The sequence below is a fragment of the Arthrobacter sp. NPDC056691 genome (genome assembly GCF_042791415.1).
In the GTDB taxonomy this organism is placed as follows: Bacteria; Actinomycetota; Actinomycetes; order Actinomycetales; family Micrococcaceae; genus Arthrobacter.
On the sequence record NZ_JBHTXX010000025.1, the window covers coordinates 14,005 to 35,629 of the forward strand.

The following is a 21,625-nucleotide window of genomic DNA, read 5'->3' on the forward strand; positions in this document are numbered from 1 at the left end:
ACCAGGAGCTTTCTACGTGACCATGCCCGACGCCCAGCGTCCCCTGACCATCCTCATCGCGGCGGACACGTACCCGCCCCACGTTAACGGAGCCGCCCAGTTCGGCTACCGGCTGGCCAAGGGCATGACGGCACGGGGACACAACGTCCACGTGCTGGCCTGCCGGCAGGACAAGGGCAAGAGCTTTACGGAGTTCCGCGACGAAGCCACCGTCCACCGTCTCCGCTCGCACAGCGTTTTCACGCACGAGTACTTCCGGATCTGTCTCCCGTGGGAGATCAAGAAGGAAATCAGCCTGCTGTTCGACAAGGTCCAGCCGGATGTGGTGCACATCCAGAGCCACTACATGATCGGCGAGCACGTCCTGTATGAGGCCGTGAAGCGCGGCATCCGCATCGTCGCCACCAACCACTTCATGCCGGAGAACCTCAACCCGTTCCTGCCGTTCCCGCAGTGGTTCAAGGACATCATCGGAAAGATCTCCTGGAAGGACATGGGGACGGTCATGGGCCAGGCGCACGTCGTCACCACGCCCACGCCGCTGGCCGCCAAGGCCATGCACCAGCATGCCTTCCTGCGCAAGGTGCTCCCGCTGTCCAACGGCATCGACTCGGCAGCATACGAGCCCAAGCCCGACGAGGTCATTGAGCCGCACGAACACCCGACCGTGCTGTTCGCGGGCCGCCTGGCCGAGGAGAAGCACGTCGACGTGCTGATAAAAGCCGTGGCTGCCACCCCTGCCGACCTGAATGTCCATCTTGAAATCGTAGGCGGCGGTGAGGTGCGCCCGGCACTCGAGGCCCTCGTGGAACGGCTCGGACTGCAGAACCGGGTGAAGTTCCTGGGCCTGGCCAGCGACGACGAACTCCGTGAGGCTTACATCCGGGCCGACCTGTTCTGCATGCCCGGGACCGCGGAACTGCAGTCACTGGTCACGCTGGAGGCCATGTCCGCGTCGACGCCCGTGCTGCTTGCGGACGCCATGGCCCTCCCGCACCTGGTGCGCGACGGCGAAAACGGCTACCTGTTCACGCCGAACGACCATGCCGACCTGGCCGGGAAAATGACCCGGATTTTCCGCCTGCCGGCCGAGGAACGGAAAGCCATGGGCAACGCCAGCCGGTGCATGGTGGAACCGCACAGCATCCAGGGGACCCTGCAGACGTTCGAGGACCTGTACTACGGGGCGAACTACGAGGACAAGGTCGTCTAACGTCAGGATCAGCTGGCTTCAAGGTCAGCTGGTGTCCCGGTTTCCGGACGTCAGGGCTGACTGATGTGGTCTGAATCCCTCCGCCGGTTTGCTAGAGTAAATCTGCCCCGCCGACGACGGGCCCCGCACGGGCCGGCGCTGGCCGGGCGTACGGCGCCCCCGCCGAGGGGGCCGGTGCACGGGGCTATAGCTCAGCTGGTTAGAGCGCGGGACTCATAATCCTAAGGTCCTCGGTTCAAGTCCGAGTAGCCCTACCGTCAGGGCCCTGATCCGCGTCGCCGCGGGTCAGGGCCCTTCCTTTTTGCGGACTGTTTTCTGCCGGCCTGTCTTCTTAAGCCAGTACTCTTCCTGCGTGGCCGGTGCGGGCATAGTGTTCGGCCATGACGATCGACGTCTCCTCCGCCGGCGTGCTGGCAGAGGTCATCCCCGCCCTTCTCGTTTTCCTGGCGCTCGAGGACCGGTTGTCGCCATCCAACATCCCGCGGCGGAAATGGCGGCGGAGACTGACGCGTTGGCGGGAAGCTGCCGTGGTTGCCAACCTCCTTGCACTCGCCGCCTGCCTGGCGATTGTTGTGACCAGGGTAGAGAACGCCCTGCTGAGCTGGTTCATCGCCGCCAGTGTCGCCTACCTCGTGGGGGTGCTCGCCCTGCTGTTCGCGGGCATGTTCCGGCAGGAGGAAGGGCGGGTGGCCAGGGAGGAGGACTGATGGCCACTGCTTTCCTTCTCCGTTCAGTTGGGATATGTTACTGACCAGTAACATACTTCCTGTGGCGGGTTCCCTGGCCGCAGCCGCCGGTCTCTGCGAAGGAGCGCCATGTCCGCCGCTGCACCTGACATCAACAGCCTGCCCTACGCCGACGGCGACTTCTTCGCCTTCGAGCAGCTGCTCAGTTCCAAGGAGCAGGACAGGCTGGCCGAGGTCCGCTCCTTCCTGGCCCGGGAAGTCAGGCCGATTGCGGTGGACTGCTGGAACCGCGGCGAATTTCCCCTCGACCTGATTCCGAAGCTGGCAGAGCTCGACCTCGTCAGCCCGGTGCGGCGCCAGGGCTATTCCAATCTCTTCGCCGGCATTGTGCACGCCGAGGTCACCCGCGCCGACGCGTCCATCGCCACCTTCATGGGCGTGCACGATGGCCTCTTCACCGGTTCCATCGAGGCCCTGGCATCCCGGGAGCAGCAGGATGCCTGGCTGCCGGACGTCTACTCGCTGCGCAAGATCGGGGCCTTCGGCCTGACAGAACCCCTGGGCGGATCCGACGTCGCCGGCGGCACGCGCACCACTGCCAGGCGGGACGGCGACCGCTGGATCCTCAACGGCGCCAAGCGCTGGATCGGCAACGCAACATTCTCCGACTGGGTGATGGTCTACGCCCGCGATGTGGCCGACAACCAGGTCAAGGCATTTCTCGTGGACACGGCACTGCCAGGCTTCGGTGCGGCGAAGATCGAGAACAAGATTTCGCTGCGGACGGTGCAGAACGCCGACATCACCCTCGATAACGTGGCGGTGCCGGACTTCTTCAAGCTGGCGCACGCCAACAGCTTTCGCGATACCAACAAGGTCCTGAAGGTCACGCGCCTCGCCGTTGCGTGGCAGGCTGTGGGCCAGCAGCTCGCTGCCTTCGACGTGGCACGGCGCTACGCCGTGGAGCGGCACCAGTTCGGGCGCCCGCTGGCCTCGTTCCAGCTGGTGCAGAGCCAGCTGGTCCAGATCCTGGGGAACGCGGTCAGTTCCATGGGCATGATGGTGCGGCTCTCCCAGCTCGAGGACGCAGGCCTGGCCAGGGACGAACAGTCGGCCCTGGCTAAGGCGTTCACCACCGCGCGGATGCGGGAGAGTGTTGCCATCGGCCGCAGCCTCCTCGGCGGAAACGGCATTGTGACGGACTTTGAGATGGCAAAGATCTTCGCCGACGCCGAGGCGATCTACTCCTACGAGGGCACCCACGAAGTGAACACTCTCGTGGCGGGCCGGGCCATCACCGGCATCTCCGCGATCGTCTAAGCAGGCGTCTTTACGCAGCCGTCCCGGCAGTTCAGTTCAGGGGCAGCAGCACCGAGGGCCGCAGATCCAGGATGAAGGACAGCGGATTGAGGTACTCCTCTCCGCGGCGGACGCCCCAGTGCACGCACGGGGACGGGCCACAGTGGCCGGCCAGCAGGGTGCCCACCACGGCACCCTTGGCCACTGAAGCGCCCTTCTTGAGCGTGCTCCGCACCGGTTCGAAGCTGCTGCGGAGGCCATTGCCGTGATCAATAGTGATGACCGGCCGGTCCACGACGACGCCGACAAAGCTAACGGTTCCGGATGCGGGGGCGATGACCGGGCCGGCGTCGGACGCTGAGCCAAGGTCCACGCCCCGGTGCCCGCTCAGCCACGGTTTGTCCGGGGGATCGAACGGGCGCAGGACCGCCGGCCGCGGCGCAAGCGGCCAGCTCCATCCGGCTGGGGCGGGCGAACTGGCCCGAAGTTGGGAAGCTGCCGGAACGGCGGGCGGTGCCGGAGCGGCGGAAGGTGCGGCGGCCGCCGTCGTGAGCAGGAGCAGCGCCGCCATCGCGTAAGCTTTCATGCCCCCAGCATGGGCGCCCGATCCGCCTGCCGGAACGGGGCCTTCGCCCTATGTGGAAAACGCCGCCCGGCGCGGCAGAACCGGTGCATTTGCCGCGGGCCGCTGTAGTACACTTGGTGGAGCAGTTTGCTGTGCCCTCAACGCATTCCATCTTAGTGGGTCGCGTCAGCACGCCCCATTCAGGAGTGCGGGGGAGCAGCATCTGACTACGCGTATCCAGCCCTCCACAACCGGTCAGCAATTGCTTCCTGCTGCGGAGGATTGTGCCTCTTGCGGTCAGGCCCGGCAACGGTCCTGATGAGATGTGCAATGGATGCCAGGAGTCTGTGCCCGCCCGGGCAAGACTAAATAACCGTCAACTATTGGCAGGGTAAGAGCGGCCGCGGCCGCTCTCATGAATGACCTGCCGGAAGGAGCGTCGGCATGCCCGTCGTAACCATGCGCCAGCTGCTTGACAGCGGCGTCCACTTTGGACACCAGACCCGCCGTTGGAACCCGAAGATGAAGCGCTTCATCTTCACCGAGCGCAACGGCATCTACATCATTGACCTCCAGCAGTCGCTGTCCTACATCGACCGCGCCTACGAGTTCGTCAAGGCCACTGTTGCCCACGGCGGCACCGTGCTGTTCGTCGGCACCAAGAAGCAGGCTCAGGAAGCCATCGCCGAGCAGGCCACCCGCGTTGGCCAGCCGTACGTCAACCAGCGTTGGCTCGGCGGTATGCTCACCAACTTCCAGACCGTTGCCAAGCGTATCCAGCGCATGAAGGAACTCGAAGAGATCGACTTCGACGACGTCGCCGGTTCCGCTTACACCAAGAAGGAACTGCTGCTCCTGCGCCGCGAGCTGACGAAGCTCGAGTCCAACCTCGGCGGTATCCGCAACCTGACCAAGGCACCGTCCGTGCTGTGGGTTGTTGACACCAAGAAGGAGCACCTGGCTGTAGACGAGGCCAAGAAGCTCAACATCCCGGTTGTGGCCATCCTGGACACCAACTGCGATCCGGACGAGGTCGACTTCCCGATCCCGGGCAACGACGACGCCATCCGCTCCGTGAACCTCCTGACCCGCGTTGTTGCTGACGCCGTTGCCGAGGGTTTGATCGCCCGCAACCAGCGCGCAACCGGCACCACCGAGACTCCGGAAGAGCCGCTGGCTGAATGGGAGCGCGAGCTCCTCGAAGGCAGCAAGGCCGAGGAAGCTCCGGCTGCCGAGGCTGCTCCCGCTGCTGAGGCTGCTCCGGCTGCCGAGGCTGCTCCCGCTGAGGAAGCCCCGGCTGACGCCGAGGGCACCGACTCCGCGAAGTAACAACTTCATCGGGATTTCCGGTCGCTGTCCGCAGCGCCCGGGCAACTGACAGGATGGCCGCTCACCCAGTGAGCTGCCGTCCTGTCGGTCCGTACACACAAAAATTTTCTAGACAGAGGGGTTCACATGGCGAACTACACTGCCGCTGATATCAAGGCTCTGCGCGAGCGCACCGGCGCCGGCATGATGGATGTCAAGAAGGCTCTCGACGAAGCCAACGGCGACGCCGAGAAGGCGATCGAGATCATCCGCATCAAGGGCCTGAAGGGCGCCACCAAGCGCGAAGGCCGCTCCACCGCTGAAGGCCTGGTTGCTGCCAAGGTCGACGGCGGCGTCGGCGTAATGATCGAGGTCAACTGCGAGACCGACTTCGTCGCCAAGGCTGACAAGTTCATCCAGCTGGCTGACAAGGTCCTGGCCATCGCCGTCGAGTCCGGCGCCGCCGATCTCGAGACCCTGCTCGCCACCGACGTTGACGGCAAGCCGCTGTCCGAGGTTGTCGTCGAAGAGGGCGCTATCCTCGGCGAGAAGGTCGTTGTCCGCCGCATCTCCCGCATCGAGGGCGCCACGGTCGACGCTTACCTGCACAAGACCTCCAAGGACCTCCCGGCCCAGGTCGGCGTCCTGTTCGCTGTTGACGGCGAAGGCGAAGCAGCTGCCACCGCCGCGCACGACGTTGCTGTTCACGTCGCCGCTATGGCCCCGAACTACCTCTCCCGCGAGGACGTTCCGGCCGAGCTCGTCGAGTCCGAGCGCCGCATCGCCGAGGAAACCGCAAAGGCCGAGGGCAAGCCCGAAGCTGCGATGACCAAGATCGTCGAAGGCCGCGTTACCGGCTTCTACAAGGGTGAGGTCCTGGTTGACCAGGCTTTCGCCAAGGACGCCAAGAAGTCTGTGGCGCAGGTCCTCGAAGAGGCCGGCGTCAAGGGAACCGCGTTCACGCGTTTCCGCGTCGGCTCCTAGTCTGACACGCAAGGGGGTGGCCACTTCGGTGGCCGCCCCTTTTGCATGCACCGGCCACATAAGAATGTGAGCGCTGGCCGGATGCGCGATAACCTAGCTCAGAGTTCACCAACCGGAAGGCACCATGGAAGCCGTCAACACTCCCGTCCAGTCAGAGAAGAGCAGGCGCCGGGTCCTCCTGAAGCTGTCCGGTGAAGTCTTCGGCGGCGGCAAACTCGGCGTCGACCCGGACACCGTCCGCGCAGTAGCCAAGCAGATCGCCGCAGCCGTTCCCGACGTCGAGGTGGCCATCGTGGTGGGCGGCGGCAACTTCTTCCGCGGCGCCGAACTGTCCCAGAGCGGCATGGACCGCTCCCGTGCCGACTACATGGGCATGCTCGGAACCGTCATGAACTGCCTCGCGCTGCAGGACTTCCTGGAGCAGGCCGGCGTCGAGACCAGGGTCCAGAGCGCCATCACCATGGGCCAGGTGGCCGAGGCCTACATTCCGCGCCGCGCCATCCGCCACATGGAAAAGAACCGCGTGGTCATCTTCGGTGCGGGCGCAGGCCTGCCGTACTTCTCCACGGACACCGTGGCTGCCCAGCGTGCCCTCGAGGTGCACGCCGACGTGGTGCTGATGGCCAAGAGCGGCGTGGACGGTGTGTACACCGCCGACCCGAAGAAGGACCCGACGGCGGAGAAGCTGGAGAACCTCAGCTACGACGACGCCCTCCGCCGCGACATCCGCGTGATGGACCAGACCGCAATGACCATGTGCAAGGACAACAAGCTCTCCATGGTGGTGTTCGGCATGGAAGGCGAAGGCAACGTCACGCGCGCCATCCGCGGCGAAAAGCTGGGAACGCTGGTCACGCCCTAGTTACAGCTAGGATATTTCTAGGACGGTTCCGCCCATTGGGCGGGACCAGGATTGTGAAATGCCCGGGTGGCCGGGAACCAATTTCTGAGGAGAGATCGTGATCGAAGAAACCTTGCTCGAAGCCGGGGACAAGATGGACAAGGCTGTTGAGGTAGCCAAGGAAGACTTCGCCTCGATCCGCACCGGGCGGGCAAACCCGGGCCTCTACAACAAGGTGCTGGTGGACTACTACGGCTCACCCACCCCGCTGCAGCAGCTGGCTTCCTTCGCCATCCCGGACGCCCGCACCATCCTGATCACACCGTTCGATAAGACGGCCCTGCGGGACATCGAGCGGGCCCTCAGCGACTCCGAGGTCGGCGCCAACCCGTCCAACGACGGCAACGTCATCCGCATCACCATTCCGGAGCTGACGAAGGAACGCCGCAAGGAATACGTCAAGATCGTCAAGTCCAAGGGCGAGGACGCCAAGGTGTCCATCCGCAACATCCGCCGCAAGGCCAAGGAAACCCTGGACCGCCTCGTCAAGGACGGCGAAGCCGGCGAGGATGAGGGTACCCGCGGCGAAAAGGAACTCGACGCGATCACCAAGCAGCACGTCGAGGGAATCGACGAGCTCCTCAAGCGCAAGGAAGCTGAGCTGCTCGAGGTCTGATGGGCCAGGCACAGCAGGCCCCCGGTGCGCGGGCCCGAACCCGGACCCGCCAGCCAAGGCCCAACCCCACCCCCGGGGCGGGGCGCAACCTGCCGGCTGCAATCGCCGTGGGCCTGGCCATGCTCCTCGCGGTGCTCGGCGGGCTGCTCTTCCTGCCGCTCGGATTTGTCGCCGTCGTCACCACGTTCGCCGTCTTCGGCGTGTGGGAGGTCTTCCGCGCACTCGAAGCGAACGGCACACGCCTGCCCATCGTCCCGGTCATGGTGGGCACCGTGGCGATGCCGTTCTCGGCCTACTTCGGCGGGCTGGAAAGCCTGCTGTTCGCGATGCTCGCCAGCAGCGTGGCGGCGCTGCTCTGGCGCTCCGTGGAAAGCGCAACCGGCTCGGCCCGCAGCATCTTCGCCGGGGTGTTCACCCTCGCCTGGGTGCCTTTCCTGATCAGCTTCGCGGCACTGCCGCTGCACGTCGAAGGCGGTGCTTCCCCGGTGGGCCCGTGGCCCGGCGGAACAGTGCCGGAGGGCGCCTGGCAGATTGTCATCCTGCTGCTCCTGGTGGTTTCCAACGACACGTTTGGTTACCTCGTGGGCGCCCGTTTGGGCAAGCATCCCATGGCGCCAAAGATCAGCCCGAAAAAGTCCTGGGAGGGTTTTGCCGGGTCCATCGCGGGCGCCATGCTTGTCGGTGTCCTGGCCAGCATCTTCCTGTTGGGCAAACCCTGGTGGGTGGGCGTTGTGCTGGCGATTGGCATGGTCGCGGCCGCCACCGCCGGCGACCTCGCCGAATCGATGGTCAAACGCGAACTCGGCGTCAAGGACATGAGCAGCATCCTGCCGGGACACGGCGGGGTGATGGACCGGCTGGACTCGATCGTGTTCGCCTCGCCGGTGGCCTTCATGCTGTTCGTCCTGTTCTCCGGAGCCTGAGGTTTCCGGGCAACGCCCTAGAATAATGCGGTTACGACCCGCCGAAGAAGTATCGAAGGAAACATGGTGAGAGTGGACAGCAAGCGTCAGATTCCCGCGTCGTTCGAACGCGTGGCGCGGACCGACTACGGCTACAACGCCAAGCAGGTGGACCAGTTCCTCCAGCAGGCCCGCGTATCACTGGAAACGCCCGAGGCTGCCGCCCACCCCATTAAAAGCGCTGATGTCCGGTCCGTGTCCTTCGACCCCGTCAAAGGCGGATACTCGGCCACGGCCGTGGACGCGGCCCTCGACCGGCTGGAAGACGCCTTCGCCCGCCGGGAGCGGGACGACCTCATCGCCGAACGGGGCGAGGACGCCTGGCTGCGGCAGATCGGGCAGCTGTCCGGAACACTCCGCGGCCGCCTTCACCGGCCCGACGGCGAGAGGTTCCGCCGCCCGGTCAAGAAAAAGGCGCGCAGCTACAACACCAGGGACGTGGACACCCTGTGCCGGGACCTGATCGGTTACCTGGAGCACGACAAGCCACTCAGCGTTGACAACGTCCGCCGGGCCGTCTTCCGGCCCGCCGTCGGCAAGGACGGATACGAGGAGACCCAGGTGGATGCCTTCCTCGACCGGGTGGTCGAGCTGATGGCCGCCATCGACTGACGGCCCGGCCGGGCGCCGGCCTGGCAGCTCAGCGTTCCGTGGCCAGCGGCCGCTCCGGCGTGTGCAGGCGGGTCATCACCCTGGTGATGGTCCGCGGCACCCGGGAACTGGTGGCACGCGATGTCAGGACCATCACGGTGAAGGCCGCCGGCACTGTCCAGGCCGCGGGCTGCGCCAGCCACGGCGGCGTCCCCGTGACGCCGAGCACCGTCCCCGCCACCATGGCGCCGCCGCACAGCAGGCCACCGGTCACCATGCCGGCAATGGCACCGGCATCGGTCAGGCCCCGCCACCAGATGCCAAGCAGCAGGACCGGGCAGATCGTGGACGCCGTGAAGGCGAACACCAGGCCCACGCTGCCGGCCAGTGCCAGCGAGTCCGTCATGAGCGCCAGGCCCAGCGGAACGGTGATCGAGATCAGTGCCGCCACCCTGAAGCCGCGCACGCTCCCGCCGAGGACGTCCTGGCTGATCACGCCGGCCAGCGAGACGACGAGCCCCGACGTCGTGGACAGGAATGCGGCAAAGGCCCCCGCCACGACGAGGGCGGACAGCAGCTCGCCGGCCGGGCCTCCAACGAGGCGGCCCGGGAGCAGCAGCACCAGGGCATCCGCCTGCCCTGCCCGCGCCAGGTCCGGGGCGAACAGCCTGCCGGCCAGGCCGAACGCCGTCGGAAAGAGATAGAACACGGACAACAGGCCCAGCACGATCAGCGTGGTCCGCCGGGCCGTGTGTCCGTCCGGGTTGGTGTAGAAGCGGACCAGGACGTGCGGCAGCCCCAGCGTTCCGAACAGCAGGGCAACGAGGAGCGAGATGCTCTGGTAGGGGCTGGCCGGATCCGCTCCGCCCGGGTTTGTGGCTGCTTCCGTCAGCGAGGGCGAACCGTTGCCTGACAGCACCAGCAGGATGAAGATGAGTGGCACGGCCAGGGCCGTCAGCTTCAGCCAGTACTGGAAGGCCTGGACGAAGGTGATCGAACGCATGCCCCCGGCCACCACGGTGAGGCACACCACCACCACGACGGCGGTTGAGCCGGCCCAGGCCGGCAGCCCGGTGGTGGTCCGGATCGTCAGGGCAGCGCCGTGCAGCTGCGGGACGATGTAGAGCCAGCCCACGATGACCACAGCCACGCTGGTTACGCGGCGCACCGCCCGCGAATCGAGCCGGGCTTCGGTGAAATCCGGGATGGTGTAGGCCCCGGAGCGCCGCAGCGGCGCCGCCACGAACAGCAGTAGCATCAGGTACCCGGCGGTGTAGCCCACCGGATACCACAGGGCATCCGTGCCGGACAGCAGGATCAGGCCGGCCACGCCCAGGAAACTGGCCGCCGACAGATACTCGCCGCCAATGGCTGACGCGTTCCACCACGGCGGCACCGTTCGGGAGGCGACATAGAAGTCGCCGGTGGTGCGGGAGATCCGCAGACCGTAGAAGCCGATCACCGCCGTCGCCACAGAAACGGCGGCTACCGCCGCGATGCCCACCGCCGGGTTCACCGGAACATCACGTGCCGCTGCATCATTTTTCCCCGGCGAGGTCGCGGTACCGTGCCTCGTTGCGTGCCGCGCTGCGGATGTACAGCCAGGCGCTGATTCCGGTCACGGGGTAGATCCCGGCGCCCAGCAGAAGCCAATCGAACGGGATCCCGGCAATCCGGACCTCCGCCAGGCCCGGTATGGCGGCAAGCAGCAGCGGAAACGCGCCGAGGATCAGCAGGAAGCCGCCGGCCACCACCAGGGCAAGCCGGAGCTGGGACCGGATCAGCGAGCGGACGAAGACCTGGCCGACGGCGGACTCCTCGGCAGACTCCCGCGGTTCGGCCGGGGAGTCCGCCGAAGCGCGGTATGCCGAACGGGGCGCCGTGACCCTGACGCGCGTCATGCCTGCGGCCGGATCCTGGTTGCCTCAAGCTTCTCGCGGACGGCCGGCAGGTGGCGGCGGCTGATCGGCAGTTCTGCGTCCCCCACGGACACGCCGGGGCGGCCGGCGGCGAGCTTGAGGTGGGAGACGTGGGCGAGGGCCACCAGGTAGGACCGGTGCGTGCGGATGAAACCGGCGTCGGCCCACTGCTGTTCCAGGTCGGCAAGCGGCACGCGGATCAGGTAGCTGGCATCGGCGGTGTGGAGCCGGGCATAGTCACCCTGCGCCTGGACGTACGTGACGTCGTCGCGCCGGATCATTCTGGTGGTGCCGCCCTGGTCCACGGTGATCATCTCCGGCGCGGCACCGCCGTCGCGAATCAGTTCACTGATCCGGCCCACGGAGCGGGCCAGCCGCTCGGCCCGAACAGGCTTCAGCAGGTAGTCCACGGCCGCAAGCTCGAACGCCTCCAGGGCGCAGTCCTCGTCCGCGGTGACGAAGACGACGGCGGGAGGCCGGCTGCTGCGGGATATGGCGCGTGCGATGTCCAGGCCGGACACCGCCGGCATGTGGATGTCGAGGAAGACGGCGTCCACCGCCTCTGCTTCGAGCGCCCGCAGCGCCTCGGCGCCGGACGAGGCACGGAGAATGGTGCCGATCCGCTCATCCCGGCCCAGGAGGAAGGCCAGCTCCTCGACCGCGGGCAGCTCGTCGTCGGCGACGAGAACGTTAATCATGGTCCTAGGTTATCTTCAGGCATCATGGTCCGGCTGGGACTTGGGCACCCGCATCGTGATGAGCGTGCCCTCGCCGGGAGCCGTCTCGATCACCAGGCCGTGCTCGTCGCCGTACACCTGCCGGAGCCGGGCGTCGACGTTCCGCAGGCCCACGTGCTCACCGTCCGTGTGGCCGGCCAACATGGACTGCAGCTGCACCGGGTCCATCCCCACGCCGTCGTCCTCGATGGTGACCTCCGCGAACGCGCCCGAATCGTTGGCACAGATGGTGATGTGGCCCGGTCCCTCTTTTGCCTCGAGGCCGTGCCGGACCGCGTTCTCCACGAGCGGCTGCAGGCTCAGGAACGGAATCACCGTGCTCAGCACCTCCGGCGCGATCCGCAGGCTCACCTGCACCCGCTCGCCGAACCGGGCCCGCTCCAGCAGCAGGTACCTGTCGATGCACCGCAGCTCCTCGGCGAGCGTGGTGAAATCCCCGTGCCGCCGGAACGAGTACCGGGTGAAGTCCGCGAACTCCACCACCAGTTCCCGCGCCCGGGCCGGATCGGTGTTGATGAAGGAAGCTATGGCGTTCAGCGAGTTGTAGATGAAGTGCGGGCTGATCTGGGCGCGGAGGGCCCGCACCTCCGCCTCCATGAGGAGGGTCCGGGAGGCGTCCAGCTCGGCCAGCTCAACCTGTGCGGCCACCCAGTCGGCCACTTCGGTGGTGGCGCGCACCAGCCCTGCCCCCGCTTGAGGGGCGAAGGCTGCCACCGCTCCCACCACGCGCGAGCCCGCCCGGACTGGAGCCACGACGGCGGCGGCGACAGACCCGGACTTGGAGACCGGCCCGGACCTGGGGGAGTGGAGCAACAGGTCGGCGGCGTTGAAAACCTGGGTCCTCCCGTTGGAGAGCACGTCAGCGGCGAGCCCCATCAGCCCGGGACGCAGTTCCTCCGCGGTCCCGTCCCAGGCCAGCACGCCGGACACATCCAGGATGGCCAGCGCGTCACAGCCAAGCAGGGCCCGCAGCTGGCGGCTGGCCTTGGCGGCGCCCGCGGGATTCAGGCCGGTCCGCAGGTGCCGCCCGGCTTTCGAGGCGGCGTGCAGGGTGTTGTAGGTGGCCCGCTCGGCGTCGGTGCCCAACTCGCGGAAGGAACGCAGCACCTTGAGTCCCACGGCGACGACGACGGCCACCGCCAACGCGATAACGGCCACGGCGGCTGCGGAATAGAGAGGGGAATCCGGCATGCTGCCCAGCGTAGCGCGTGCCGTTTGGCGCAGCGTCGCCGCCGTTGGCCGACCGGCGGCGCGCAATCGCTGGCTTATCGTCCACGCAGCGGCGCACAGTGATGGCAGTCACATTGGCCGGTGGGGTGCGGCCGTGTGGAAGACAGTCTCAATGAGGAGGAATGATGGGTAACGATGCCCGAACCAAGGACGCGGCGCCGTCCGCGGACTTTGAGGAAGTCCAGGCCTCGCAGCAGTTCAAGGAACTGCGCAAGCGCCACCGCAGCTTTGTGTTCCCGATGGCGATCGCGTTTCTGCTGTGGTACTTCGCGTACGTCATCCTTGCCGCCTACGCCGTGGACTTCATGTCCACCAAGGTGTGGGGCAACATCAACGTGGGCATCATCATGGGACTGCTGCAGTTCGTGACCACGTTCGCCATCACCGGCTGGTACGTCAGCTACTCGAACCGGCGCCTGGACCCGATCGCCGCAGACATCCGGCACGGCATTGAAGGCCACGGGTACGACAAATCCGGCAGCAGCGCACCGGGCAGTCCAGCAAGCGGAGAAGCAAAATGATCACCATCCCCACAGCGGTCGACGTCGCCGCGCTCAAGGACACCACACTCCTGAACATGGGCATCTTCGCCTTGTTCGTCGCCGTCACCATGGTCATCGTGCTCCGGGCCAGCCGCAACAACAAGACGGCCGCCGACTACTACGCCGCCGGCCGTTCCTTCACCGGCTCCCAGAACGGCACGGCCATCGCGGGCGACTACCTGTCAGCGGCCTCCTTCCTGGGCATCACCGGGGCCATCGCCATCAACGGCTACGACGGCTTCATGTACTCCATCGGCTTCCTGGTCGCCTGGCTGGTGGCCCTGCTGCTGGTGGCGGAGCTGCTCCGGAACACCGGCAAGTTCACCATGGCCGACGTCCTTTCGTTCCGCCTTCGGCAGCGCCCGGTGCGCATCGCGGCTGCCATCTCCACGCTGGCCGTCTGCTTCTTCTACCTCCTGGCCCAGATGGCCGGCGCCGGAAGCCTGATCTCACTCCTGCTCGGCATCGGGGACTGGGGCGGCCAGGCGTTGGTGATCATCGTCGTCGGCGCGCTGATGATCATGTACGTGCTGATTGGCGGCATGAAGGGCACCACCTGGGTGCAGATCATCAAGGCCATCCTGCTGATCGCCGGAGCCGCCGTCATGACCCTTTGGGTTTTGGCCATCTACGGGTTCAACCTGTCCAACCTGCTGGGCGGCGCGGTCGACGCGGCCAACAACCCGGCGGTGCTCAACCCCGGGCTGCAGTACGGCAAGACGGAAACGTCCAAGCTGGACTTCATGTCCCTGGGCCTTGCCCTGGTGCTGGGCACGGCCGCCCTGCCGCACGTGCTGATGCGCTTCTACACCGTGCCCACCGCCAAGGAAGCCCGTAAGTCGGTCGTGTGGTCCATCTGGCTGATCGGCCTGTTCTACATCTTCACGCTGGTCCTCGGCTACGGCGCCGCCGCCCTCGTGGGGGCGGACACCATCAAGGGCGCCCCGGGCGGCGTCAACTCCGCGGCGCCGCTGCTGGCCTTCCACCTGGGCGGCCCGCTGCTGCTGGGCTTCATTTCGGCCGTGGCTTTCGCCACGATCCTCGCCGTGGTTGCCGGCCTCACCATCACCGCCGCCGCCTCGTTCGCCCATGACATCTATGCCAACGTCATCGCAAAGGGAAAGGCCGACGCCGGCACTGAAGTTAAGGTGGCACGCCGCACTGTGATTGTGATTGGCATCCTCGCCATCCTGGGCGGGATCTTTGCCAATGGCCAGAACGTGGCGTTCCTGGTGGCCCTGGCGTTCGCCGTGGCGGCCTCCGCCAACCTGCCCACCATCATCTACTCCCTGTTCTGGCGCCGGTTCACAACGCAGGGCGCCATCTGGAGCATGTACGGCGGGCTCGCGTCGGCCATCATCCTGATCGCGCTGTCACCGGTGGTGTCCGGCGGCGCCGCCTCCATGATCAAGGGCGCCAACTTCGCCGTCTTCCCGCTGAGCAACCCGGGCATTGTGTCCATCCCGCTTGCCTTCCTGCTGGGCTGGCTCGGCACGGTCCTGGACAAGAAGCAGGAGGACCGCAGCAAGCAGGCCGAAATGGAGGTCCGGTCGCTGACCGGGGTAGGCGCGGAGAAGGCCGTGGAGCACTGAAGCTAACCTCGGCCACACAGGGCAGGAGCCCCCGCGCACGTGACCAGTTCATGTGCGCGGGGGCTCCTGGCTGTGGATTGCCCGCCGTCGGTGCCAGTCGGCGGCGGTGCCAGTCGCCGTCGGGGGTAAGCCTGCCGCTCAAGGCGAGTGGTGGCCTCCGGTGTGACCACTGTGCGGCACCGCGAACTGGCCCGCCGTCGACGCGGCGAGTCCCGGCGTCGTGATGGCGGCTACCAGCAGCGCCCCGGCGAAGGCGGCCGCGAGCAGCGGCCCGGCACCCAGCCGGGCCGACGCGGTCTGTCCGGATCCGCGGGGAAGTGTGGGGGACGTGCGGCCGAGCCAGGACGTGGCCGCGATGATCATCAGGGTCAGCAGAAGTGCGGCGAGGTGGCTGATGCCCAGGCCCGCCATGCCGCTGCCTGCGCCCAGAACAATGGCAACCACATGCGCGGCGGCAGCGGCGGGCAGCAGGACGGTGGAGGCCCGCGGCAGCGGGAACCTGCTCCTGCCCAGCCCGGCAACGGTCCACCCCAGCAGGGCCGATCCCCAGAGCAGGGCGGCCGCGGCGCCGGCGGCCCTCACCGGGAGGGCGGGGTCGGCGGCGGCCAACAGGCTGGAGGCCACGGCGAGGTTGACCGCTGCGGCGCCGAGCCCGGCAAAGCCGGCGAAGAGCCGCACGGCATCGGACCGGGACAGTTCCTGCGTTGCCGCGGGTCCCGGGGTTGCCGGGATGGCCTGGCTGGTCGTCATCTTGAGGCGCTGGGACGTCTAGGCGCGGGCCGTGGCGGGGAGCTTGTCCAAAGACAGGCCGACGCCGAGCAGCAGGACGGCGCTCGCCAGGTGGAGAACGTTGTCCGCACCGTTGAGGGCAATGATGTTGAGCGGCGAGCTGAGCAGGAACAGGCCGAGGATGCCGACCAGCAGGTACACCGCACCCACTGCTGTGTTGACGGTGCGCGAAAGCTGGATGTCCTTGATCCCGGCGTAGAGCAGCGCGGCGCCGATGGCCAGGTGGATCACGTTGTGCAGCGGGTTGACCTCGAAGATGATCAGGTTGGCGCCTTCATTGGAGAAGAAGCCGACTCCCGAGGTCACGGCGAAGCCGACAAGGCCCACCAGCAGGTAGACGGCTCCGAAGACTGTGGCGATAAGTCGGTTCGGTGAGTTGCGCATGGCCCAAAATTCCTTCCGGTTGCCGGCCGGGGCTGGTGCCCCGGCCAGATTGCGGAGCCCCGGTCGGGGCTCTCGGAAGCAATTCGGGTCCGATGCGCGCTTGGATGGGTGGGCGTTTGTATGTGAGTCAGGCCTTTGGCCGGAGCTTGATGGTGACCAGCTTCAGGCCGTCCTTGCCGGCGAAGCGGTACACGAGTTCGATGTCCTTGCCCGGGCATTTGATGAGCCCCGCGACATCCGCGATGCTGCTGCCGTTTTGGGTGCTGACTTTGAGGTCGTCATACGCCGTGGTGCAGGACGGATCCAACTGGAGGCTCTTAACGCCGGAAGCGAATTCCTCGCGGCTCAGCTGCTCCTTGAGGCTGGGGTCCATGTAGTCGTTGTAGGCCTTGTCCGTCTCGCCGGCGATGACCAGCTTGGTGAAGCTGTCCGCCAGGTCCCCGGCCTGCCGCGTGGCTCCGCCCACGAGGTTCACCAGGAGCAGCACCCCGACGACCACCAGCAACAGCACACCTGCCACGATGCCAACGACGATCCAGACGCCCTTGCGGCTCCTGGCCGGGGGCAGGCCGGGCAAACCGAACGGCGATGGCGTGAGCGCCCGCCGGCCAGGTGGCTGCTGCGGACCCTGCTGGTAGGGGCCGGGCTGCTGGGGGCCTTGCTGGTAGGGGCCGGGCTGCTGCGGGCCCGGCTGGTCCGGGCCGGATGGATACGGACCCGCCTGATAGGGGCCGGGCTTGTACGGTTCCGGCTGGTCCGGGCCAGACTGCGCAGGACCAGCATGCGGGGGACCGGGCTGTTGTGCGCCGGGCTGCTGCGGGGGGAGCGGGGGATTGCTCAAGGGTGGGCCTTTCCGGCACCGCACCAGCGGCGCTCCAACTTACAGGGCACAGCCGGCGCCCGGTCACTTTTGTGGAATAGCCTATAGGGCCGGCGGCCCGGAACGGCGATGTTGTCCCGTGGTTACGGCCGCCCCCTGCGGTCAGTCTTCAGCTGAGTTGCGCTCAAGCAATGGCTGGATACGGAAAGGTATCAGTTCACCCATGGCCAGGGCCGTATCAGTCCTCTCAACGCCGTCGCAGGCCAGGATCTTCCCGTTGATCCGGAAGAGGTCCTCGGCGTCCAGGGCCACCACGCGCAGCAGCAGGTCGGCCGAGCCCGTGAGTCCGTAGCCCTCGAGGATCTCCGGCACGGCCGCCAGTTCCTCGGCGAGGGAACCGAGCTTTTGCTGCTGGACATGCACAGAGATGAAAGCCATCAGCGGATAGCCCAGGGACGCCGGGTTGATGCGCCGCTCGAACGAGAGGAAAGCGTGCTTCTTCTCGAGCTGGGCCATCCGCGCCTGGACAGTGTTGCGGGAGAGGCCGAGCTTCTGGGCCAGGGCCACCACGGTGCGGCGCGGATCCTGTGCCAGGGCGGAGAGCAGCCGGGTGTCTGTGCCATCCAAAGCTTGCATAATGCGCAAGGCTAGCACGGTCTGGAGCCGCCAGACAGTGCATTGTGCTCAGTTTTTGCCGCGGCGGTTGTACCACCTGAACATTGTGAGTATGGTCACAATTAACCGGGGCAGAGGCGCCCGGGAGGCCGGAATGCGGCGGAATCACGAGTCCTGCCGCGGGATGGTTACACGACGTCAGAAGGTTGCGGCAACAGTGGTGACAGACGATGCGGGCCAGGGCGGAACAGCCGCCGGCCGGGACAACAAGACAGGGCACCAGGGTGGCGCAGGCCACAGCATGGTTCAGCTGATTACCCCCGCAGGGGAGCGTGTCAGCCATCCGGAGTATGATCCCTGGGTCAAGGACGTGTCAGACGAGCAGCTGTGCTCGCTCTACGAGGACCTGGTGGTGATCCGGCGGATCGACCAAGAGGCCACCGCGCTGCAGCGCCAGGGCGAACTGGGCCTCTGGCCGCCGCTGCTGGGCCAGGAGGCCTCACAGGTGGGATCCGTGCGGGCGCTGCGCGATGACGACTTTATCTTCCCCAGCTACCGCGAGAACGGCGTGGCCTACTGCCGCGGGGTGGACCTGGCGGACATCCTGCGTGTCTGGCGCGGTGCTGCCTCCGGCGGCTGGGACCCGTACACGGTCAACATGGCGATTCCACAGATCGTCATTGGGGCGCAGACGCTGCACGCCACCGGCTACGCCATGGGAATCCAGAACGACGGCGCCGATTCCGCGGCGATTGCGTACTTCGGCGACGGAGCCACCAGCAAGGGGGACGTCAACGAGGCCATGGTCTTTGCGGCCAGTTACCAGGTGCCGCTGGTGTTCTTCTGCCAAAACAACCACTGGGCCATCTCCGAACCTGTGCGTCTGCAGTCCCATACCCATCTTGCGGATCGGGGGAGCGGCTTTGGCATGCCCAGCATGCGCGTTGACGGCAACGATGTGCTGGCGGTCATGGCTGCCACGCGCGTTGCCCTCGACCGCGCCCGCCGCGGCGGCGGTCCCACCTTCATCGAGGCCGTCACCTACAGGATGGGACCGCATACGACGGCGGATGACCCCACCCGGTACCGCGACGCCAACGAACTCGAGGACTGGGCGGCAAAGGACCCGATCGGCCGCGTCCATGCGCTGCTTGACCGGAAAGGCCTGTTCACCGAGGAGTTCGAATCTTCCGTGCGGACCAAGGCGGACGCCGTCGCCCGGGAGCTGCGTGCAGGCTGCGTCGGCATGCCGGATCCCGAACCCCTGGACGTCTTCAAGCACGTGTACAGCACCCCCCACTCCTGGCTGGACCGCCAGCAGGACCAGTACTCCCGTTACCTTGCCGGCTTCGGTGATCCCGAAGCGGCAACCCAAGAAGAAGGTGCACGCTGATGACGCAGCTGACCTTTGCGCGGGCCATAAACTCCGGCCTTCGCAAATCCCTCGAGAATGATCCCAAAGTGGTCCTCATGGGCGAGGACATCGGCACGCTGGGCGGTGTCTTCCGCGTAACCGACGGTCTGCAGAAGGACTTCGGCAAGCACCGGGTCATTGATACGCCCCTGGCCGAATCCGGGATCGTCGGCACCGCTGTGGGGTTGGCCTACCGCGGTTACCGGCCGGTGGTGGAAATTCAGTTCGACGGTTTTGTCTATTCCGCCTTCGACCAGATCGTCTCGCAGGTGGCGAAGATGCATTACCGCACCCGGGGCGCCGTGAAGATGCCCATCACCATCCGCATCCCCTTCGGCGGCGGCATCGGATCTCCGGAGCACCACTCCGAGTCGCCCGAGGCCTACTTCGCCCACACGGCCGGCCTTCGCGTGATCACCCCCGCCAGCCCGCAGGACGCCCACACCATGATCCAGCAGGCCATCTCCTGCGATGACCCCGTGATTTTCTTTGAGCCCAAGCGCCGCTACCACGACAAAGGCGAGGTGGACGAGGCGCTGGATCCCAATTCAGCCCCGCCGATGGGCCAGGCCCGGGTGGTGGCGGACGGCAGCGACGTCACACTCATTGCCTACGGACCGCTGGTCAAGACGGCCCGCGATGCCGCCACAGCCGCCGCGGACGAGGGCGTCTCGGTTGAGGTCATCGACCTGCGGTCGCTGGCCCCCGTGGACTTCGCCACCGTGGAGGCCTCGGTCCGCAAGACGGGACGGCTGGTGATCACGCACGAGGCCGGCCAGTCGGGCGGGCTGGGGGCGGAGGTTGCGGCCAGCATCACCGAGCGCTGCTTCTACCACCTGGAGGCGGCACCCGTCCGCATCACCGGGTTTGATGTGCCCTACCCCTATTCGAAGGTGGAGATGCACCACCTTCCGAACCTGGACCGGATTCTGGACGGCGTGGACCGCGCGCTGGGCCGGCCGAATTCGCTGAGCGGGCTGGAAGGATGACCGCCACCATGATCAAGGAATTCCGGCTGCCCGATCTCGGCGAAGGACTGACCGAATCCGAAATCGTCAGCTGGAAAGTGGGGGTCGGGGACACCGTCAGCCTGAACCAGATCATCGCCGAAGTGGAAACCGCCAAGGCAGTGGTGGAACTGCCCTCACCGTTCGCGGGCGTGATCACGGCCCTGCACGAACAGCCGGGAACCGTGGTGGAGGTGGGCAAGCCGATCGTCTCGTTCGAGGTAAAGGACGACGCCGGTAACCAGCCCGGCGCCGCCGGTGCGGCTGAGGCGCCGCTCCCCAAGAGGGAACCCAACCTCGTGGGGTACGGCGCCGTCGTCGAAAGCACCGGTCGTCCCGTCCGCCGGCAGCGGACGCTGGTTGAGCCCGCCCCGCCGGTTGAGCCTGTCGAAACCAAAGCCCCGGCGGTTGAGCCTGTCGAAACCAGGCCTGCAGAAACCAACGCCCCGGTGGTTGAGCCTGTCGAAACCACATCCCCGGAGACCAATCCCGCCGGGCGGCCCCGCTCCACGCCACCCGTCCGCAAGCTGGCCAAGGACCTCGGCGTGGACCTGGAGAGGGTTGCGGGGACCGGCCCCAGCGGCCTGATCACCCGTGAGGACGTGAGCCATTTCGTGGGCGGCGGGGACCTTCCCGCGGCAGCCCAGGTACTCGCAGCACAGGAAACGGCACCCCAGCAGGCACAGGGTGATCGTGAAGTGCGTACGCCGATCAAGGGTGTCCGCAAGTACACCGCGGCCGCCATGGTCAGCAGCGCCTTCACGGCCCCGCATGTGACGGAGTTCCTGACGGTCGACGTCACTCCGGCCATGGAACTGCTGGCCAGGCTCAAGGAAAGCAAGGCCTTTGCCGGCCACAAGCTCACGCCGTTGACCCTCGTGGCCAAGGCTGTCCTGATCGCCCTGCGGCGCAATCCCGGCCTGAATGCCAGGTGGGACGAGGCCAACCAGGAGATCGTCCAGTTCAACTACGTGAACCTCGGCATCGCGGCCGCCACGCCGCGCGGCCTCACGGTTCCCAACATCAAGGATGCCGACCGCCTGACGCTCATCGACCTCTCCACGGCGCTCGCGGAACTGACGGATAGTGCCAGGGCCGGCAAGACCGGCCCGAAAGACCTCTCCGGCGGCACCATCTCCATCACCAACATCGGTGTCTTCGGCATCGACGCCGGCACACCCATTCTCAACCCGGGGGAGGCCGCTATCCTCGCCATGGGCGCCGTGCGGAAAACCCCCTGGGAGTACCAGGGTGAGGTCGCGCTGAGGCAGGTCATGACGCTGAGCCTGTCCTTCGACCACCGGCTGGTGGACGGCGAGCAGGGATCCAGGTTCCTGGCCGGCATCGGCGCCCTGCTCGCGGACCCCGCTATGGCCTTCGCGATGACCTAACCACAGGGTTTCGGCTCGGTTTTCTGCAGGCTGCCTACCGCTCGCATCCCTGAGCGGCGG

At 66.7% G+C, this 21,625-nt stretch carries 23 protein-coding genes and 1 tRNA gene; 15 read left to right on the forward strand and 9 right to left on the reverse strand.

Translation table 11 applies throughout. The features are described 5' to 3' along the window. Window positions 1-16: 16 nt before the first annotated feature. The 4 genes from ACFRAU_RS17965 (at window position 17) to ACFRAU_RS17980 (ending at window position 3,219) form a co-directional block, all read left to right on the forward strand. Window positions 17-1,213, forward strand: a complete 1,197-nt coding sequence (locus ACFRAU_RS17965) for a glycosyltransferase (RefSeq protein WP_378000929.1) — start codon at window positions 17-19, stop codon at window positions 1,211-1,213. Window positions 1,214-1,393: 180 nt separating this feature from the next. Then, window positions 1,394-1,467, forward strand: a tRNA-Ile gene (locus tag ACFRAU_RS17970). A 126-nt stretch (window positions 1,468-1,593) separates the two neighbouring features. Beyond that, window positions 1,594-1,920: a hypothetical protein gene (locus tag ACFRAU_RS17975; RefSeq protein ID WP_378000930.1), complete on the forward strand. Its 327-nt coding sequence runs from the start codon at window positions 1,594-1,596 to the stop codon at window positions 1,918-1,920. Window positions 1,921-2,028: 108 nt separating this feature from the next. Beyond that, complete coding sequence (locus ACFRAU_RS17980) at window positions 2,029-3,219, forward strand: acyl-CoA dehydrogenase family protein (RefSeq protein WP_377994164.1); 1,191 nt, start codon at window positions 2,029-2,031, stop codon at window positions 3,217-3,219. 31 nt (window positions 3,220-3,250) lie between these two features. On the opposite strand, the gene ACFRAU_RS17985 is transcribed toward ACFRAU_RS17980, so the two are convergent. Next, window positions 3,251-3,784: a M23 family metallopeptidase gene (locus tag ACFRAU_RS17985; protein ID WP_378000931.1), complete on the reverse strand. Its 534-nt coding sequence runs from the start codon at window positions 3,782-3,784 to the stop codon at window positions 3,251-3,253. Between the two features lie 423 nt (window positions 3,785-4,207). Between ACFRAU_RS17985 and rpsB the strand changes: the two genes are divergently transcribed. The 6 genes from rpsB to ACFRAU_RS18015 all read left to right on the forward strand — a co-directional run bounded on the left by rpsB (window position 4,208) and on the right by ACFRAU_RS18015 (window position 9,146). Then, entirely contained in the window at window positions 4,208-5,092 is an 885-nt protein-coding gene (gene rpsB / locus ACFRAU_RS17990) for a 30S ribosomal protein S2 (protein ID WP_377994166.1), read from the forward strand. 126 nt (window positions 5,093-5,218) lie between these two features. Then, the gene (tsf, locus tag ACFRAU_RS17995) at window positions 5,219-6,055 is read left to right on the forward strand and encodes a translation elongation factor Ts (protein ID WP_377994167.1); all 837 of its coding nucleotides are present in this window, start codon (window positions 5,219-5,221) and stop codon (window positions 6,053-6,055) included. A 124-nt stretch (window positions 6,056-6,179) separates the two neighbouring features. Further along, entirely contained in the window at window positions 6,180-6,917 is a 738-nt protein-coding gene (gene pyrH / locus ACFRAU_RS18000) for a UMP kinase (RefSeq protein ID WP_236807821.1), read from the forward strand. Window positions 6,918-7,014: 97 nt separating this feature from the next. Further along, window positions 7,015-7,572, forward strand: a complete 558-nt coding sequence (frr, locus tag ACFRAU_RS18005; RefSeq protein WP_377994168.1) for a ribosome recycling factor — start codon at window positions 7,015-7,017, stop codon at window positions 7,570-7,572. Next, window positions 7,572-8,495, forward strand: a complete 924-nt coding sequence (locus ACFRAU_RS18010; protein WP_378000932.1) for a phosphatidate cytidylyltransferase — start codon at window positions 7,572-7,574, stop codon at window positions 8,493-8,495. The genes frr and ACFRAU_RS18010 overlap by 1 nt, the downstream gene beginning before the upstream one ends. Window positions 8,496-8,558: 63 nt before the next feature. Next, complete coding sequence (locus ACFRAU_RS18015) at window positions 8,559-9,146, forward strand: DivIVA domain-containing protein (RefSeq protein ID WP_378000933.1); 588 nt, start codon at window positions 8,559-8,561, stop codon at window positions 9,144-9,146. Between the two features lie 28 nt (window positions 9,147-9,174). On the opposite strand, the gene ACFRAU_RS18020 is transcribed toward ACFRAU_RS18015, so the two are convergent. The 4 genes from ACFRAU_RS18020 to ACFRAU_RS18035 are packed head-to-tail and all read right to left on the reverse strand — an operon-like array spanning window position 9,175 to window position 12,972. Continuing rightward, entirely contained in the window at window positions 9,175-10,641 is a 1,467-nt protein-coding gene (locus ACFRAU_RS18020) for a cation acetate symporter (protein ID WP_378000934.1), read from the reverse strand. A gap of 22 nt (window positions 10,642-10,663) precedes the next feature. Then, window positions 10,664-11,026, reverse strand: coding sequence for a hypothetical protein (locus ACFRAU_RS18025; protein WP_378000935.1), 363 nt, complete (start codon window positions 11,024-11,026; stop codon window positions 10,664-10,666). Next, the gene (locus ACFRAU_RS18030) at window positions 11,023-11,742 is read right to left on the reverse strand and encodes a LytR/AlgR family response regulator transcription factor (RefSeq protein WP_377994173.1); all 720 of its coding nucleotides are present in this window, start codon (window positions 11,740-11,742) and stop codon (window positions 11,023-11,025) included. Before ACFRAU_RS18030 ends, ACFRAU_RS18025 begins: the two co-directional genes overlap by 4 nt. Window positions 11,743-11,757: 15 nt before the next feature. Beyond that, complete coding sequence (locus tag ACFRAU_RS18035; protein WP_378000936.1) at window positions 11,758-12,972, reverse strand: sensor histidine kinase; 1,215 nt, start codon at window positions 12,970-12,972, stop codon at window positions 11,758-11,760. Between the two features lie 164 nt (window positions 12,973-13,136). Between ACFRAU_RS18035 and ACFRAU_RS18040 the strand changes: the two genes are divergently transcribed. After that, window positions 13,137-13,532 (forward strand): DUF485 domain-containing protein, encoded by a 396-nt coding sequence (locus ACFRAU_RS18040; RefSeq protein WP_378000967.1) that lies wholly within the window; start codon window positions 13,137-13,139, stop codon window positions 13,530-13,532. Continuing rightward, window positions 13,529-15,145, forward strand: coding sequence for a cation acetate symporter (locus ACFRAU_RS18045; protein ID WP_378000937.1), 1,617 nt, complete (start codon window positions 13,529-13,531; stop codon window positions 15,143-15,145). Before ACFRAU_RS18040 ends, ACFRAU_RS18045 begins: the two co-directional genes overlap by 4 nt. Before the next feature lie 138 nt (window positions 15,146-15,283). Here the strand turns inward: ACFRAU_RS18045 and ACFRAU_RS18050 are convergent, their stop codons facing one another. The 4 genes from ACFRAU_RS18050 to ACFRAU_RS18065 all read right to left on the reverse strand — a co-directional run bounded on the left by ACFRAU_RS18050 (window position 15,284) and on the right by ACFRAU_RS18065 (window position 17,774). Further along, complete coding sequence (locus tag ACFRAU_RS18050; protein WP_378000938.1) at window positions 15,284-15,895, reverse strand: hypothetical protein; 612 nt, start codon at window positions 15,893-15,895, stop codon at window positions 15,284-15,286. 18 nt (window positions 15,896-15,913) lie between these two features. Next, window positions 15,914-16,318: a DUF4383 domain-containing protein gene (locus ACFRAU_RS18055; RefSeq protein WP_378000939.1), complete on the reverse strand. Its 405-nt coding sequence runs from the start codon at window positions 16,316-16,318 to the stop codon at window positions 15,914-15,916. Window positions 16,319-16,445: 127 nt separating this feature from the next. Then, window positions 16,446-17,159 carry a hypothetical protein gene (locus ACFRAU_RS18060; RefSeq protein ID WP_378000940.1) on the reverse strand — a complete coding sequence of 238 codons (714 nt, stop codon included), beginning with the start codon at window positions 17,157-17,159 and terminating at the stop codon, window positions 16,446-16,448. A gap of 141 nt (window positions 17,160-17,300) precedes the next feature. Continuing rightward, window positions 17,301-17,774, reverse strand: coding sequence for an Lrp/AsnC family transcriptional regulator (locus tag ACFRAU_RS18065; RefSeq protein ID WP_377994180.1), 474 nt, complete (start codon window positions 17,772-17,774; stop codon window positions 17,301-17,303). A 196-nt stretch (window positions 17,775-17,970) separates the two neighbouring features. Between ACFRAU_RS18065 and pdhA the strand changes: the two genes are divergently transcribed. From pdhA to ACFRAU_RS18080, 3 genes are read left to right on the forward strand one after another with little or no spacing between them, the layout of a single operon-like run. Continuing rightward, the gene (gene pdhA, locus ACFRAU_RS18070; protein WP_378000941.1) at window positions 17,971-19,146 is read left to right on the forward strand and encodes a pyruvate dehydrogenase (acetyl-transferring) E1 component subunit alpha; all 1,176 of its coding nucleotides are present in this window, start codon (window positions 17,971-17,973) and stop codon (window positions 19,144-19,146) included. Continuing rightward, a complete protein-coding gene (locus ACFRAU_RS18075) occupies window positions 19,146-20,156 on the forward strand; it encodes an alpha-ketoacid dehydrogenase subunit beta (protein WP_378000942.1) in 1,011 nt (336 codons plus the stop codon). The genes pdhA and ACFRAU_RS18075 overlap by 1 nt, the downstream gene beginning before the upstream one ends. Beyond that, a complete protein-coding gene (locus tag ACFRAU_RS18080) occupies window positions 20,153-21,565 on the forward strand; it encodes a dihydrolipoamide acetyltransferase family protein (protein ID WP_378000943.1) in 1,413 nt (470 codons plus the stop codon). Before ACFRAU_RS18075 ends, ACFRAU_RS18080 begins: the two co-directional genes overlap by 4 nt. Window positions 21,566-21,625 lie beyond the last annotated feature (60 nt).

Bases quoted from the DNA above. Each gene is read 5' to 3' on its own strand.
- ACFRAU_RS17975 (WP_378000930.1), top strand. From the start codon at position 1,594: ATGACGATCGACGTCTCCTCCGCCGGCGTGCTGGCAGAGGTCATCCCC.
- ACFRAU_RS17980 (WP_377994164.1), top strand. From the start codon at position 2,029: ATGTCCGCCGCTGCACCTGACATCAACAGCCTGCCCTACGCCGACGGC.
- ACFRAU_RS17985 (WP_378000931.1), bottom strand. From the start codon at position 3,784: ATGAAAGCTTACGCGATGGCGGCGCTGCTCCTGCTCACGACGGCGGCC.
- rpsB (WP_377994166.1), top strand. From the start codon at position 4,208: ATGCCCGTCGTAACCATGCGCCAGCTGCTTGACAGCGGCGTCCACTTT.
- tsf (WP_377994167.1), top strand. From the start codon at position 5,219: ATGGCGAACTACACTGCCGCTGATATCAAGGCTCTGCGCGAGCGCACC.
- pyrH (WP_236807821.1), top strand. From the start codon at position 6,180: ATGGAAGCCGTCAACACTCCCGTCCAGTCAGAGAAGAGCAGGCGCCGG.
- ACFRAU_RS18010 (WP_378000932.1), top strand. From the start codon at position 7,572: ATGGGCCAGGCACAGCAGGCCCCCGGTGCGCGGGCCCGAACCCGGACC.
- ACFRAU_RS18015 (WP_378000933.1), top strand. From the start codon at position 8,559: ATGGTGAGAGTGGACAGCAAGCGTCAGATTCCCGCGTCGTTCGAACGC.
- ACFRAU_RS18025 (WP_378000935.1), bottom strand. From the start codon at position 11,026: ATGACGCGCGTCAGGGTCACGGCGCCCCGTTCGGCATACCGCGCTTCG.
- ACFRAU_RS18030 (WP_377994173.1), bottom strand. From the start codon at position 11,742: ATGATTAACGTTCTCGTCGCCGACGACGAGCTGCCCGCGGTCGAGGAG.
- ACFRAU_RS18035 (WP_378000936.1), bottom strand. From the start codon at position 12,972: ATGCCGGATTCCCCTCTCTATTCCGCAGCCGCCGTGGCCGTTATCGCG.
- ACFRAU_RS18040 (WP_378000967.1), top strand. From the start codon at position 13,137: ATGGGTAACGATGCCCGAACCAAGGACGCGGCGCCGTCCGCGGACTTT.
- ACFRAU_RS18045 (WP_378000937.1), top strand. From the start codon at position 13,529: ATGATCACCATCCCCACAGCGGTCGACGTCGCCGCGCTCAAGGACACC.
- ACFRAU_RS18050 (WP_378000938.1), bottom strand. From the start codon at position 15,895: ATGACGACCAGCCAGGCCATCCCGGCAACCCCGGGACCCGCGGCAACG.
- ACFRAU_RS18055 (WP_378000939.1), bottom strand. From the start codon at position 16,318: ATGCGCAACTCACCGAACCGACTTATCGCCACAGTCTTCGGAGCCGTC.
- ACFRAU_RS18065 (WP_377994180.1), bottom strand. From the start codon at position 17,774: ATGCAAGCTTTGGATGGCACAGACACCCGGCTGCTCTCCGCCCTGGCA.
- ACFRAU_RS18075 (WP_378000942.1), top strand. From the start codon at position 19,146: ATGACGCAGCTGACCTTTGCGCGGGCCATAAACTCCGGCCTTCGCAAA.
- ACFRAU_RS18080 (WP_378000943.1), top strand. From the start codon at position 20,153: ATGACCGCCACCATGATCAAGGAATTCCGGCTGCCCGATCTCGGCGAA.